Raw genomic sequence first — 14,499 nt, forward strand, 5'->3', positions numbered from 1 at the left:
CGGCATGGCGGACCAAGCAGTGGCATCCGGCGGCGCGCAGCGCACCGACGACGGCCTCCTAGCCTGGATCGACGGTCAATACGCGCGCGCGTCGGCGAAGATCTTCGGGGCCATCTCGGCCACGCACTTGCTCAAGGAGCGCCCCGGTTTCGGCCGCACGATGCGGCCGGTGAAGGGCTCGGTGCTCGCCTCGCCGGAGCTCTCATCCTACGATCCCGACCCGGACTATTTCTTCCACTGGCTGCGCGATTCGTCCCTGACCATGGACGCCCTGCGCCACCTCGTCGACGACCCGGCGCACGGGGAGGCGGCGCGGACGGCCTTTGCCGACTACGTCGGCTTCTCCCTGGGACTGACGCGGCTGAGCGGCGCAGCCCGGCTGGCCCAGGGCGACCCGCGCGACGGCGTCAGGCCGGATTTCCTGCAATTCGTGCGGGCCTCCGAGGATATCGCCAAGGCCGAGGGCGACTATGTCCTCGGCGACACGCGCTACAACCCGGACGGCACGCTCGACACCATCTCCTGGCCGCGGCCGCAGTTCGACGGCACGGCGATGCGGCCGCTCGGCCTGCTGCGCTACCGCGCGCTGCCGTGCGCGGCGGCGAATCGGGCCGCGATCGATGAACTGGTGGGCATCGACCTCGACTGCACGGCGCGGCGCTCGGCAGAGCCGTGCTTCGATCTCTGGGAAGAGGAGATCGGTCATCATTTCTATACCCGCCTGATCCAGTGCGCGGCGCTCGAGGCAGGCGTCGGCTGGGCCCGCACCCGTGGCGACGCCGCGCGCGCCGATCGCTACGCGGCGGCAGCGCAGGTGCTGTCCGCGAGCCTGCCGGGCTATTGGTCGGAGCGCGACGGCTTCTACCTGAGCCGCCTGCCGGGCCCGGACACCAGCGCCGACAAGGCGCTCGACGCCGCAGTGATCCTCGGCACCGTCCACGCCGAGCGGACAGCGGGGGATTGCAGCGTCCTCGATCCGCGCACCCAGGCGACGCTGCTGAAGCTCGAGGCGCTGTTCGCCGAGGACTACGCGGTCAACCGCGATCGTCCGGCCGATTGCGGCCTTCTGCTCGGCCGCTACAGGAACGATCGCTACTATGCCGGTGGCGCCTACCTGATGACGACGCTCGCTGCGGCCGAGTTCTATTATCGGCTGGCGGCGACGGTGGGGGCGGGAGGGCCGGCCGCCGACAGCAGCCTGCATGGAGAACTGGCGGCAGCGCTCGGAGCCGTCGATGGCCCGCCCGCCGTGGTGAAGGCGCTGATCGGCCGCGGCGACGGTATCCTCAACGCCGTCCGCCGCTTCACGCCGCCGGACGGCTCCATGGCCGAGCAGGTCGACCAGACCACCGGCGCACCGGCCTCCGCCAAGAATCTAACGTGGAGCTATGGCGGCTTCATCACGGCCGTCGTGGCGCGCCGATCGGCCGAGGCCGCGCTGCCAGGAGCCTGACGCGCTCTGAGAGCGCCGGCCGTGCGCCTCGGGTCCGGATGAGCATCCGAGCGCGAGATGCCGCGATTCGCCCGCGCCACTGCGCGGCGGCCCACCACGCACACGATCGTTCATGGCCGCCGGGACCCTTCATGGCCGCGGGACCGACCGCAGGGAATTCTCTCGGCGGACGCGCGTCGCCGTGCGGCGCCGCTTGCCGATGACGTGAATTCTGCCGGCCGCGTGCACCAGGGGCGATTTTCACTGCGGCGGGCGATTGCCCGCCTGGTTCATTTCGATTAAAACAAGGTTCGATGTGATTTTTATTAAATCACATTTTTATCTCGTTTAATTTCTCTGACCCGAGGCGGTCCCCCATGACTGCGAACACCCTGGAGCGGCTCAAGCCTGGTACGGCCGACCGGTCGGTCAAGCTCGACGCCATCGACCGCAAGATCCTGCGCGGCCTGCAGAGGGATGCGACGGTGACCATCGCAGCGCTCGCCGACGACGTGGGGCTGTCGCCGACGCCGTGCTGGAAACGGATCCAGCGGCTGGAAGCGGTGGGCGTCATCCGCAAGCGCGTAGCGCTGCTCGACCAGGACATGCTGGGCATCGGCATCACGGTGTTCGTGTCGATTCAGCTCGGCGAGCACTCGGAAGTGGAGATCAACCGCTTCGCGGCGGCGATCGGCGCCCTGCCGGAGGTGACCGGCTTCTTCCGCATGGCCGGGGACATCGACTACATGGCGATCGTCGTGGTGCCCGACATGGCCGCCTACGACGACGTCTATCGGCGCATCATCGCCGCCGGCAATCTCAAGAACGTGGTGGCGCGTTTTGCGCTGGAGCGGCTCAAGTCGGAGACCGCGATCCCGATTCCGTGAGGCACGTGCCAGAGCTCGCGCTCGCCGTTGCGTGCGGACAGCTCAGGGCCGGAACTTGTCCCGGTCCTTGGCCAGAGGTACAGCACGGAAATCGTGACCCGTTTGGCCTAGCGTCAGAGGTTGGGCTTTCATGGTTGGGTCACGCCCGATTATGACCTTGAGAATACAAGGCGCTCCGTCGCCGCCCCGTCATGGTCGGGCTTGACCCGACCATCCATCCCCGGGCGTCGTTACGACTTGGCGCGCTCCACGTAGGAGCCGTCGACGGTCATGATGACGATCTTGGTGCCCACGTCGATATGCGGCGGCACCATTGTGCGGGCGCCGTTGGTCAGGATGGCCGGCTTGTAGGACGAGGAGGCGGTCTGGCCCTTCGTCGTCGGTTCGGTCTCGGCGATCTCGACGACGATGCGCGCCGGCAGCACGATCGCGACGGCTTGGCCCTCGAACACCGACACCTGGCAGGCCATGCCCTCCTGCAGGTAGATCGCCTGGTCGCCGATAACGTCGGGCGGCACGGGGATCTGCTCGTAGTTTTCGGTGTTCATGAAGATATAGGACTCGCCCTCCTTGTAGAGGTAGGTGTGCTCGCGGTCCTCGACGAAGGCGCGCTCCACCTGTTCGGTGGTCTTGTAGCGCTGGCTCGTCTTCACGCCGTCCGAGAGACGGCGCATGTCGATCTGCGTGGTCGGGGTCCCCTTGCCGGGAAAGAAGCTTTCCGCCGAGAGCACCGTATAGAGCTGTCCGTCGACCTCGAGGATGTTCCCCTTACGGACCGAGCTCGCGATAACCTTCACGTTCCAAACCTCGTCTAGCCTTGGGCGCTCCGTCCTGCCGGATCGGGCGCCGCTCCGTCAATATGGGATGTCGAGCCTTAGCGGTCCGGGGCGCGTGGCGCCGGTGGGATCGAGGTTCGCATGTCGCTTGGCGGCATTCCTGCGGTTGCGCCGGATGCGTCGGCACCATAGTGGACTTGGCGAGAATGAGAAGCCTCTACGATCCGTCGTCTGCCTGTCCGGCGCTGCGGGCGCCTGGAGATGTCGCATGAGCGAACCTCGCTGGTGGCAGCCGGAGCATCATGCAGCCCGCCGCCCGCGGCTGCTCGCACGCATGCGCATCGTCGCAGCGCTGCGCCGATTCTTCGACGGGCACGGCTTTTTGGAGGTCGATCCTGCAACTTTACAGGTCTCCCCGGGCAATGAGACCCATCTGCATGCGTTCCGGGTCGAGCGGGACGACGGCGGGCCCGCCTATCTGCACACCTCGCCCGAATTCGCCATGAAGAAGCTTCTGGCGGCCGGCGAGGAGCGGCTCGTCGCCTTTGCCCATGTCTTCCGCGATCGAGAGGTGAGCCCTCTGCACCATCCCGAGTTCACCATGCTGGAATGGTACCGCGCGCGGGAACCTTACCGGACGTTGATGGCCGATTGCGCGGCGATCCTGGCGCTGGCCGCCGACGCGGCCGGCTCTTCGGTTTGGCGCTACCGGGGCCGCAGCGCCGATCCGCGCGCAGTGCCGGAACAGCTCACGGTCGTCGAGGCTTTTGCCCGCCATGCCGACATGAACCTGCTGCCGCTGCTGCCCGAAGCCGGGGAATCGCTGGCGGCGGGGCAGGGGGCGACCGTGCGCTTTGGCGCGGCCGCTCGCGCGGCGGGGATCAGGACGGTCCCTGACGATAGCTGGCCCGATCTGTTCAGCCGCGTGCTATCGGAGCGCATCGAGCCCAGGCTGGGCCTGGGAACGCCGACGGTCTTGCTCGACTATCCGGCCTCGGAGGCGGCACTGGCGCGGCAAAAGCCCAGCAATCCTCGGTTCGCCGAACGATTTGAGCTCTATATCTGCGGGGTCGAGCTTGCCAATGCGTTCGGGGAGCTCACCAATCCGGTGGAGCAACGTAGCCGCTTCATGGCAGACATGGACGAGAAGATGCGCATCTACGGGGAACGCTATCCCCTCGACGAGGACTTTCTGGCGGCGCTGGCGCTCATGCCGCCGGCGAGCGGCGCGGCGCTCGGCCTTGATCGGCTGGTCATGCTGGCCGTGGGGGCCGAGCGGGTCGCCGATGTGATCTGGACGCCGCTGGCGGACGCGGCCTCGCCGTGAGCAGGGCGCAGCGCTCGATGACGTCGCCGGCGGATCTGACCGCGGCTGGGCTGGTGACGCCGGGGCGGGACGCGGCGCTGGCGGCCGTCGCCGCCCGGTATGCCGTGGCGGTGACGCCGGCCGTGGCGGACCTGATCGACCCGACCGATGTCGCCGATCCGATCGCGCGGCAATTCCTGCCCGACGCGGCCGAGCTCGTGACGACCCCGCAGGAGCGGGCCGATCCGATCGGCGATGATGCAATGAGCCCGCGCAAGGGGCTGGTGCACCGCTACCCGGATCGCGTGCTGCTCAAGCTCGTCGCCGTCTGTCCGGTGTACTGCCGCTTCTGTTTCCGCCGCGAGACGGTGGGGCCGGGCGGGGCTGGCATGCTGTCCGAGGCGGAGCTCGATGGCGCCGTGGCCTACATCGCCGCCGACCCGCAGATCTGGGAGGTCGTGGTCAGCGGCGGCGATCCGCTTATCACCAGCCCTCGCCGGCTCGCCGCGGTGATGGCGCGCTTGCGCGACATCGATCACGTCAAGGTCGTCCGCTTTCACACGCGCGTGCCGGTGGTGGCGCCCGACAGGGTCGGCCCCGAGCTGATCGCCGCGCTCAAGGCGACGGGGAAGACCACTTATGTGGTGCTGCACACCAATCATGCCCGGGAGTTCTCGCCCGCGGGGCGCTCGGCCCTGGCGGCGCTGGCGGATGCGGGGATCCCGCTGCTCGCCCAGACCGTGCTGCTCAAGGGCGTCAACGACGAGCCCGCGGCGCTCGAGGCGCTGCTGCGCACCTGCGTCGAGAACCGCGTCAAGCCCTACTACCTGCACCATGCCGATCTGGCGCCGGGCACGTCGCACCTGCGTACATCGATCGGCACCGGCCAGGCGCTGATGCGGACCTTGCGCGGCCGGTTGTCGGGCATCGCCCAGCCGGTCTACGTGCTCGATATTCCAGGCGGCCACGGCAAGGTGCCGATCGGGCCGGCCTACCTGTGCGACGCGCCCGAGGCGGTAGACGACCCGGTCGAGGTGATTGATCCGGCCGGCCGGCGCCACCGCTATCCCCCCGTCTGAAGCCGCAATCCAAGAAGCTCCCAGAAACCCCAAGGAGGACCCCATGGCCCGTATCCCCTACTTCGACCCCGCCACGGCGACCGGTCCGCTGGCCGAGACCTACAAGAAGCTGCCGCCGCTCAACATCTTCCGGATGATGGGCCATGCCGGGCCGATGATGGATAAGTTCGTCAAGCTCGGGAACCAGATCCTGATCTTCTCGGACCTGGATCCGGTGCTGCGCGAGATCGCCATCGTCCGTGTCGGCGTGCTGTCCAAGGCCTCCTACGAGGTCTACCAGCACGAGGCGATTTGCCGGAAATACGGCATGTCCGAGGAGAAGATAAAGGCCATCCACGAGGGGCCGGAAGCGGCTGCCTTCAACGAACTGGAGCGGCTGGTCATGCGCTTCACCGACGACGTGGTGGCGAACGTGCGCGCCTGCGACGCCACCTTCAAGCCGCTGGTGGAGAAGCTCGGCTTCCAGCAGACCCAGCACCTGGTGATGGCCATCGGCTACTACATGATGGTGAGCCGATTCCTCGAGACCTTCGACGTCGACATCGAGGAGGACGGCCGCCCGGCGGGGCTCAAGCTGCCCGGCATGGGGTGAAACTCATTTGAGTGGATGGATGGCCGGATCAACTCCGGCCATGACGAAGTGCGTTCCATTGCAACGTCATGATCGGGCTTGACCCGATCATCCATCAGGGATGGCGACTCAGCCTTCCTTCAGCATCTGCCGCGCGATGACGATCTGCTGCACCTGGCTGGTGCCCTCGTAGAGGCGGAACAGGCGCACGTCGCGGTAGAAGCGCTCGACCGGATAGTCGGCGACGTAGCCGGAGCCGCCGTAGATCTGCACGGCGCGGTCGGCCACGCGGCCGACCATCTCGCTGGCGAACAGTTTGCAGCACGAGGCTTCCATCGAGATCACCTCGCCCGCGTCGCGGCGGCGGGCGGCGTCCTTGACCATGGAGCGGGCGGCGTAGGTCTCGGTGCGGCTGTCGGCCAGCATGGCCTGGATCAGCTGGAACTCGCCGATCGCCTGGCCGAACTGCTTGCGCTCGCGGGCGTAGCGCACGCTCTCCTCGATCAGCCGCTCGGCCACGCCCACGCAGATGGCGGCGATGTGCAGGCGACCCTTGTCGAGGGTCTTCATGGCTGTCTTGAAGCCCTGGCCTTCCCTGCCGCCGATGATGGCGGAGGCCGGCACGCGACAATCTTCGAAGATCACGTCGGCGGTGTGGGCGCCGCGCTGGCCCATCTTGCGGTCGCGCTTGCCGATGCGGATGCCGGGGGTGCCAGCCGGCACCAGGAAGGCGGAGATGCCGCCGGCGCCGGCGCCCCCGGTGCGCGCCATCAAGGTGAACACGCCGGCATGGGGCGAATTGGTGATGAAGCGCTTGGTGCCGTTGACGACGTAATGGTCGCCGTCCTTGCGGGCGGTGGTGCGCAGCGAAGCGGCGTCGGAGCCCGCCTCAGGTTCGGTGAGCGCGAAGGAGGCGATGGTCTCGCCGCTGGCGATCCTCGGCAACCAGTACGCTTTCTGTTCCTCGGTGCCGTCGATGACGATGCCCTGGGAGCCGATGCCCACGTTGGTGCCGATGGCCGAGCGGAAGGCGGGCGAGGTGAGGCCCAGGCGGAAGCAGACCTCGACCTCCTCGCTCATGGAGAGGCCGAGCCCGCCGAAGGCTTCCGGCACGGACAGCCCGTAGAGGCCGAGCTCGCGCATCTCCGCCAGGATCTCCGCCGGAATCTCGTCGGTCTCGGCCACCTGCTCCTCGGCCGGGATCAGCCGCTCGCGCACGAAGCGTTCGACCGTGTCGAGCAACTGGCTGAAGGTTTCGGGGTCGAGCGCCATGGGGTGATCTCCGCGAAAAGGAATGGGCAAAACGGCAATCTTCGCGAAAGCCAATTTTGCAGTCGCCATACGCCATCCACCGACGCAGGCAAAGGCCGGGCACGCCCTGGGGGCATGGCCGGCCGTGAACAGGCGCGATGGACGGCTCGAGGACAGCGGCGCCGGCGCCACCGCGTCAGCGAAGGATGGCCGACACGTTTGGCGAAGCGGGCATTCGATCAGCCATCCAGGCGGTAGAACCGTCGCGCGGTATCGCGGTAGAGCGCCGCCTTCTCCGCGGCGCTCGCGCCTTTGGTCACGCGTTTGAAAGCGTTCCAGAGCGTCGCATAGGTGCAAGACACGCCGTCGACCGGAAAGTTGCTCTCCAGCATGGCGCGTTTGGGCCCGAATGCCTCGATGCAGGTCTCCAGGTACGGCCTCCACGCGTTGCTGAGCTCGAGCGACCCCGGCAGCACGTCGCGCTTGTGAAAATCGAACCCGCAGATCGCCATGCCGAGCCCGCCGAGCTTGACGACCACGTTGGGGCAGCTCGCCAGCAATTTAATATCGCGCGCCCAGCCGGCGAAAATCTCGTCGCGCCGGCCCGCATAGGGACCGATGCCGAGCGGTCCGCCGACGTGGTTGAGCACGATTTCGGCCTCGGGCACGGCGCGTGCCAGCGCGACCAGGTCGGGGAGCTGGGGGTGATACTGCCACGCCTCGAACGACAGCCTGCGCTTTGCCAGCTCCCTCAGCCCGTCGCGAAAGCTCGGCACGGCGTAGAGGTGTTGCGGCGGATTGGTGTGGCTGTTGCGGACCTCGGGGCTCGCGTCCCAGCCCGCGGCGTGGCGTATGCCGCGGAAGCGGCCATTGCCGGCCCGGATATGTGCGTCGAGCACACCGCCAACCGCGGCGCCCGCCGTCAGGTCGGCCCGCGAGACGATGCCTTCGCAGGCCAGGAGCTTGCCGTAGCGCCCGCTCGCGGCCATGGCGGCCTGGCCGTTGACGAACTCGGTCTCGCCGATGAAGCGCAGTTCCTCGGGACCAGCGGCGCGGTAGAACGCCCCGCATTCCACGAACACCGTGCTTTCGATATTGTGGCCCGACTCCAGGTCGATCAGCAGCTCAGGCAGGAGATATCGACCAGCCGGATAATCCCAGAGGTGATGGTGTGGGTCGCAGATCGGCAGCTCAGGCTCGAGGATGTCTTCCACCAGGCTCGACGCGGGCATTTCGTTCTCTCCCTAGGTTCACGGAACCACGGTGCCAGCTTGGCCGGGCAACCCGCAAGGGATGACGCCAGACATCTGATGGGCTTCACCGACGCCAAGGAAGCCTGGCGCGTCGCAGGCGTCTATTTCCCCGCTGCGGCGCGGTCGTAGGGCGCGAAGTCGAACAGACCGTCAGTCTCGGGAGCTTTGGGGAAGTCGCCGAGCTCGGCCTGGAAGGCGAGCATGTGGCGGGTAGTCGGAACGATGGCGCGCGGGTCGATCAGGAAGCTGATGGCGGGCGAAGCGAGCGCCCGGGCCATGACCCCAACCTCGACGAGGCCGCCGCCCAGGGCCTGCTGCACGTAGGGCGCGGCTTCACCCGGTCGGGCACGGATGAGGTCCGTGGCGCGGATGGCCAGCCGCAGCAGCGTATCGAGCGCATCGGCGTGGCTGCGGGCAAAGGCGCCGGTGGCTGCCAGCACCACGCCCGGGATGTCCGGAAACATCTGCGGGGCGGTGACGATCGGCTTGAAGCGAGGATCGCGACTCTGCACGATGGTCGCCGCCGGCTCCAGCACCTGGCCGCCGTCCACGGCGCCGGCGAGCATGGCCTGCTGCGCCGCTTCTATGCCCATGGTCACGATCTCCAGATCGTCGGTGACAACGGCGTGCTGCTTCAGCCAGTATTTGAAGGCCGTCGTCGGCACCGCGCCCGGCGGCAGCGTGGCGATCTTCGGCTTGCGCCCCTGGTCTGCGCGGAAGGCGGCAAAGGCCTTGGCCGGGTCCCGCTGTGCGGCGAAGGCCTTGGCCAGGGGGTCTCCGGCGACGAACATCGAGCCACCGATGCCGGCGGCCGAGACGACCTTGACGTCGATCCCCTTGGCATAGGCGACCGCCACGGGTGCGACGCCGATGGCGAGCACATCGAGCGTGCCCGAGGCCAGCGCCGATATGGCGGCGGGGCCGGAGTCGAACTTGGTGGTGACGATGGCGAGCCCTGCGTCCGCGGCCCAACCCGCCTTGTCGAGCACGTAGAGCGCGCTGGCGCCGATCACCGGCACGAAGCCGACACGGACCGGCGTGCGCGTGCCCTGCGCCCGCGCCGACCCGGATCCGGCGCTCGTGGCCACGAGCGAGGCGAGGGCGGCGGCAAAGGAACGACGGCTGAGCATGGCGTGAAAGTCCCTACAGGGCGGCCGATCCGGCCGCGAGGTCGGCGCGCAGCCGCCTCACCACCGCTTCGAGCCGCGGATCGCCGCGCTCGCGCGGCCGCGGCACATCGACGGTGATGGAGGAGCGCACCTCGCCGGGCGAGCCGACGATGGCGACCACCCGGTCGGCGAGATAGACCGCTTCGTCCATGTCGTGGGTGACGAACAGGATGGTCCGTCCGGTCGCCTGCCAGACGCGCAGCAGCTCGTTCTGCAAATTCTCGCGGGTGATCGCGTCGAGGGCCCCGAACGGCTCGTCCATCAGCAGGATGTCGGAGCCGACCGCCAGGGCGCGGGCGAGGGCGACGCGCTGGCGCTGGCCGCCCGAAAGCTGATGCGGCCAGCGGCCCGCCAGGTTGCCGAGGCCGACGAAGTCGAGCGCCTCGTGCGCCCGGCGCTTGCGTTCGGCGGCGGTGATGCCGCCGTGCTCGAGCCCGAATGCCACGTTCGACAGCACGCGCCGCCAGGGCAGCATGCGGGCGTCCTGGAACACCAGCGCTGCCGGCACGGGCGCGTCGCCGCGGGTCGCCAGCCTGACAGTGCCGCTGCTCGCCTTAGCGAGCCCGATCAGCACGCGCAGCAGCGTCGACTTGCCGACCCCCGAGGGGCCGACGATGGCGACGAATTCGCCGCGCGCCACGGTGAGGTCGAGCCCGCGCAGCACCTCGGTGGTGCGCCCGTCCTGCCCGAAGGCGAGGCCGAGGCCTCTGATCTCGATTATGCTTTCCATCGCAGCAGCCAGTTCTGCAGGCGCACGAAGCCGGTGTCGATGAGCCCGTAGAGGGCCGCGATGGTCAGCATGTAGACGACCACGATGTCGGTGGCGAGGAGGCTGGAGGCCTGCATCATGCGCTGGCCGAGGCCGAACACGCCGAAGATCTCGGCCGCCACCACCGCCATCCAGGCCTGGCCGAGCGCGGTCCTGAGGCCGACGAGGATGCCCGGCGTTGCCGCCGGCAGCACGATCTTGACCAGTCGAGCCGGGCCGGAGCGGAAGCCGAACGCCTCGGCGACCTCCAGCAGGTCGCGGTCGACCGCGCGCACGGCGCCGAGGGTCGCGAAGTAGACGATCCAGAACACGCCGATGGCGATGATGAAGATCGCGGCCGGCGCATTGACCCCGAACCAGATGATGGCGAAGGGCACCCAGGCGAGCCCCGGGATCGGCCGGAGCAGCCGCACGACCCAGGCGATCGCCTCCTCGGCTGGCGGCGACATGCCGGTAAGGATGCCGAGGGCGACGCCGCAGCCGGCGCCGATGGCGAGGCCCAGGACGTAGTGCGACAAGCTGCTCAAGAGGGCGCTGAACCATAGGCCCGACGTCAGCTCCCGGCCGAAGGCCGCCGGCAGCGCGCTCGGCGGCGGCAGCAGCATCGGGTTGATCAGGCCGATCAGCGGCACCAGCTCCCAGAGCGCCAGGAAGGCGATGAGGCCGGCCGCGCCGAGCAGCAGCGGCCGCGACCGCGTCATGCCAGCACCCCCGTCGGCGCGGCTGCCGGACCCGTTGGTGCGGGCATGTCAGCGGGCCTTGGCCGCGGTCTCGTAGAAGGTCGTGTCGAACAGGCCGTCCAGCGGCAGCTCCTTGTCGAGTGTTCCGATGGAGAGCTGGAAGGCCTGCATCTGGCGGGTCGGCTCGATGATGACACGCGGATCCGCTTCCAGCTTCGTCGCCGGCGAGGCGAGCGCCTTCTTGATCGTCTCGTCGCTGACGATGCCCTTGCCCAGGACCGTGCCGATCAGCGGGGCGGCCGCTGCCGGATCCTTCTTGATGAAGTCGATGGCGCGAATATTGGCATCGACGAGCGCCTGCACCGCCTTCGGGTGCTTGGCCAGGAAGGCGCCGGAGACGCCGATCACCGTGCCGGGCTGTGTCGGGAACATGGCGCCGCCGAGCGCGATCAGCTTGATGGCCGGATTGCGCTCCATGACGATGGTGTCAGCGGGCTCGCGGATGGTCGCGCCGTCGACGGCACCCGCCAGCAGCGCCTGCTGGGTCGCGTCGATGCCCATGGGCACGATCTCGACATCGGCCTTGTCGGTCTTGGTGACGCGCTCCAGCCAGTGGCGCAGCGTCGTCTCCGGCACCGAGCCCGGCGGCTGGGTGGCGAGCCGCGCGGGCTTGCCGGTGGCTGCCTTGAAGGCCTTGAACGCCTCGGCCGCCGGCTTGCCGCCCTCGAAGAAGGGAGCGAGCTTGGGCGAGGCCACGAAAGTCATCTCCTCGATAGCGGTCGCGGCCACCACCTTGACGTCGATGCCCTTGGAGCGTGCCACCGCCAGCGGCGCGACGCCCGCCACATAAACGTCGATGGTGCCCGAGGCCAACGCCTGGATCATGTTGGGGCCTGACTCGAAGACGGTGAAGGCGGGCGCGAGGCCCGCGTCCTTCAACCAGCCCTGCTTGTCGGCCACCACCACCGGGGCGGCGCCGATGATCGGGATATAGCCGATGCGCACGGGTACGGTCTGCGCCCGGGCCGGGGCGGCCAGCGCCGTCGCCAGGAGCAGAGCTGCCCCGGCGCCTGCGGCACGGCGGGTCAATCGGGCGGCGAGCGACGGGAAACGGGACACGCGGTGATCCTCCATGGTGAGCGTCGGACCTATCAGCTTTTTCGGCACACGATAGTGAAAATCAGCAAACCCGCGCTCAGCATGTGGAAAGCGTCGCGCCGGCCACGCCCCTTGTCCTGGGGGCCATCAGGACCTATGCCGCCGTAGTAGCAGATCAAGAAGAGATGAGGAGAGGGCTATGGGACGCCTCGAAGGCAAGCGCGCGATCGTGACCGGCGCGGGGAGCGGCATCGGTCGTGCCAGCGCGATCCTGTTCGCCGAGCAAGGCGCCCGCGTCTTCGCCATCGACAAGAACCAGGCCGGTGTCGAGGAGACCGTCGCCGCGATCAAGCAGGCCGGCGGCGTGGCCCATGCGCGGGCGGCCGACAGCGGCTCCGAGCCTGAAGTCAAGGCGTTCATCGCCGAAGCGGTCGAGACGCTGGGCGGACTCGACGTGCTCTTTGCCAATGCCGGCATCAGCGGCGGCGTCGTGCCGTTGTTCGAGCAGACCGTCGAGCAATGGCAGGAGATCCTGCGCGTCAATCTGATCGGGCCGTTCCTCGCCATCCGTCACGGTGCGCCGCACATGGTGGCGCAGAAGCACGGCTCGATCATCTGCACCGCCTCCGTCGCCGGCATCCGGGCCAACGCCGGCGGCAACCCCTACAGCGCCAGCAAGGCGGGAGTGGTCTCGCTGGTGCAGACCAGCGCCTATTCGCTGACCGGCACGGGGGTGCGCGTCAACGCCGTCTGCCCGGGCCTGATCGAGACGGGCATGACCCGGCCGATTTTCGACAGCGCCCGTGAGCGCGGCACCGATCACAAGATCGGCCAGATCAACCCGTTGCAGCGCGCCGGCGCGCCGGCCGAGATCGCCGCCATGGCGTTGTTCCTGGCCAGCGATGAAGCTTCCTACGTCAACGGCCAGGCCTTCGCCGTCGACGGCGGCCTGTCGGCATCGCACCCCTATGCCGGCAGGATGCGCCTGTCATAGGCGCCTCCTGCGGGGTGGCGCAAAGTCAACGAGCCCCGCTCGTCCGGCCATCGGGAGTGGCGGGACGCCTGGCGGCCTGGAGGGAGACGAGCCCTTGAGCATCGCCATCGCCGAGCACGTGACGAAGAGCCGTCGCCACGCCACCTTCTACCTCGCGTGCGGCGCGCCGGCCGGCACGCCGATCATCTTCGTCCACGGCTGGCCGGAGCTGTCGATCTCGTGGCGACACCAGCTGCCGGTGTTCGGGGGCCTCGGCTTCCGCGCGATTGCGCCCGACATGCGCGGCTACGGCCGCTCCGGCGTGTACAGCCGGCATGAGGATTACGCGCTGCAAGAGATCGTCGCCGACATGGTCGAGCTGCTCGATGCGCTCGGCGCGCCGAAGGCGATCTGGGTCGGCCACGACTGGGGCGCGCCGGTGGTCTGGTCCATCGCCCAGCACCATCCGGATCGCTGCCTGGGCGTCGCCAGCCTCTGCGTGCCCTACATGCCGGAGGGCTTCGCGCCGGAAACGATCGTTCCGCTGGCCGATCGCTCGGTCTACCCGGACGAGCAGTATCCGGCGGCGCAGTGGGACTATCAGCTGTTCTATCGCGAGAATTTCCCGGCGGCCTGCGAGGCCTTCGAGGGCGACGTACGGGCAACGGTCAAGGCGCTGTTCCGTGCCGGCCGCCCCGAGGACCGGGGCAAGCCCGCGCGCCTCGCGTCGGTGCGCGCGAGCGGGGGCTTCTTCGGCCCGGGGCGGGCTGCGCCCGACCTGCCGCGGGACGAGCGGGTGCTCACCGAGGAGGACGAGAACCGCTACACCGCTGCGCTGCTGCGCAACGGCTTCTTCGGCCCCGACAGCTGGTACATGAACGGCGAGGCCAACATGGCCTACGCCGCGCGCGCCAGGGGCAGCTGGCACCTGTCCATGCCCGTGCTGTTCCTGCACGCGGCCCACGACTATGTCTGCGAGACGATCGACTCGCGACTTGCCGGGCCGATGCGGGCGCATTGCGACAACCTTGTCGAAGGCACCGTCGCGTCCGGGCATTGGATGGCCCAGGAGAAGCCGGTGGAGGTCAACGCCGCGCTCGCCCGATGGCTCGCGGCGCAGCTGCCGGAGGCTTGGCTGCGGGCGTGACCGGCACACGATGCCTCTGCCGCAGCCTCAGCTCTTATCCGAGACAAGCCGCGCGATTGCGCCGATAGAAACCTTGGCCCTCGGCAACGTTCTTCTGCCTCGGCCGCA

At 68.7% G+C, this 14,499-nt stretch carries 14 protein-coding genes; 7 read left to right on the plus strand and 7 right to left on the minus strand.

Annotated elements, in window-relative coordinates; translation table 11 throughout:
* The first annotated feature begins 4 nt into the window (after positions 1-4).
* Positions 5-1,453 carry a glycoside hydrolase family 15 protein gene (locus tag IEW34_RS05670; protein ID WP_188608186.1) on the plus strand — a complete coding sequence of 483 codons (1,449 nt, stop codon included), beginning with the start codon at positions 5-7 and terminating at the stop codon, positions 1,451-1,453.
* A 356-nt stretch (positions 1,454-1,809) separates the two neighbouring features.
* Positions 1,810-2,319: an Lrp/AsnC family transcriptional regulator gene (locus tag IEW34_RS05675; protein ID WP_188608187.1), complete on the plus strand. Its 510-nt coding sequence runs from the start codon at positions 1,810-1,812 to the stop codon at positions 2,317-2,319.
* A gap of 230 nt (positions 2,320-2,549) precedes the next feature.
* On the opposite strand, the gene efp is transcribed toward IEW34_RS05675, so the two are convergent.
* Positions 2,550-3,116 (minus strand): elongation factor P, encoded by a 567-nt coding sequence (efp, locus tag IEW34_RS05680; protein ID WP_188608188.1) that lies wholly within the window; start codon positions 3,114-3,116, stop codon positions 2,550-2,552.
* A gap of 247 nt (positions 3,117-3,363) precedes the next feature.
* Here efp and epmA point away from each other — a divergent pair, with 247 nt between their 5' ends.
* The 3 genes from epmA to IEW34_RS05695 are packed head-to-tail and all read left to right on the plus strand — an operon-like array spanning position 3,364 to position 6,072.
* Entirely contained in the window at positions 3,364-4,422 is a 1,059-nt protein-coding gene (gene epmA / locus IEW34_RS05685; RefSeq protein WP_188608189.1) for an EF-P lysine aminoacylase EpmA, read from the plus strand.
* Positions 4,423-4,439: 17 nt separating this feature from the next.
* On the plus strand, positions 4,440-5,480 hold the full coding sequence (locus tag IEW34_RS05690) for a lysine-2,3-aminomutase-like protein (protein ID WP_188608190.1): 1,041 nt from the start codon (positions 4,440-4,442) through the stop codon (positions 5,478-5,480).
* A 43-nt stretch (positions 5,481-5,523) separates the two neighbouring features.
* Positions 5,524-6,072: a carboxymuconolactone decarboxylase family protein gene (locus tag IEW34_RS05695; RefSeq protein WP_188608191.1), complete on the plus strand. Its 549-nt coding sequence runs from the start codon at positions 5,524-5,526 to the stop codon at positions 6,070-6,072.
* Between the two features lie 108 nt (positions 6,073-6,180).
* Here the strand turns inward: IEW34_RS05695 and IEW34_RS05700 are convergent, their stop codons facing one another.
* From IEW34_RS05700 to IEW34_RS05725, 6 genes are all read right to left on the minus strand, one after another.
* The gene (locus IEW34_RS05700; protein ID WP_188608192.1) at positions 6,181-7,323 is read right to left on the minus strand and encodes an acyl-CoA dehydrogenase family protein; all 1,143 of its coding nucleotides are present in this window, start codon (positions 7,321-7,323) and stop codon (positions 6,181-6,183) included.
* Between the two features lie 218 nt (positions 7,324-7,541).
* Positions 7,542-8,534, minus strand: a complete 993-nt coding sequence (locus IEW34_RS05705) for an amidohydrolase family protein (RefSeq protein WP_188608193.1) — start codon at positions 8,532-8,534, stop codon at positions 7,542-7,544.
* 122 nt (positions 8,535-8,656) lie between these two features.
* Positions 8,657-9,685 (minus strand): ABC transporter substrate-binding protein, encoded by a 1,029-nt coding sequence (locus IEW34_RS05710; RefSeq protein ID WP_188608194.1) that lies wholly within the window; start codon positions 9,683-9,685, stop codon positions 8,657-8,659.
* A 13-nt stretch (positions 9,686-9,698) separates the two neighbouring features.
* A complete protein-coding gene (locus IEW34_RS05715; RefSeq protein ID WP_188608195.1) occupies positions 9,699-10,454 on the minus strand; it encodes an ABC transporter ATP-binding protein in 756 nt (251 codons plus the stop codon).
* The gene (locus tag IEW34_RS05720; protein ID WP_188608196.1) at positions 10,442-11,194 is read right to left on the minus strand and encodes an ABC transporter permease; all 753 of its coding nucleotides are present in this window, start codon (positions 11,192-11,194) and stop codon (positions 10,442-10,444) included. Before IEW34_RS05720 ends, IEW34_RS05715 begins: the two co-directional genes overlap by 13 nt.
* Before the next feature lie 48 nt (positions 11,195-11,242).
* A complete protein-coding gene (locus tag IEW34_RS05725) occupies positions 11,243-12,292 on the minus strand; it encodes an ABC transporter substrate-binding protein (RefSeq protein WP_373288185.1) in 1,050 nt (349 codons plus the stop codon).
* A gap of 178 nt (positions 12,293-12,470) precedes the next feature.
* On the opposite strand from IEW34_RS05725, the gene IEW34_RS05730 reads away from it, so the two are divergent.
* Positions 12,471-13,265 (plus strand): SDR family NAD(P)-dependent oxidoreductase, encoded by a 795-nt coding sequence (locus IEW34_RS05730; RefSeq protein ID WP_188608198.1) that lies wholly within the window; start codon positions 12,471-12,473, stop codon positions 13,263-13,265.
* 94 nt (positions 13,266-13,359) lie between these two features.
* Positions 13,360-14,391, plus strand: a complete 1,032-nt coding sequence (locus IEW34_RS05735) for an alpha/beta hydrolase (RefSeq protein WP_210324457.1) — start codon at positions 13,360-13,362, stop codon at positions 14,389-14,391.
* The last annotated feature ends 108 nt before the right edge of the window (positions 14,392-14,499 follow it).

It is taken from the genome of Chelatococcus reniformis (genome assembly GCF_014640075.1).
Taxonomy (GTDB): domain Bacteria; phylum Pseudomonadota; class Alphaproteobacteria; order Rhizobiales; family Beijerinckiaceae; genus Camelimonas; species Camelimonas reniformis.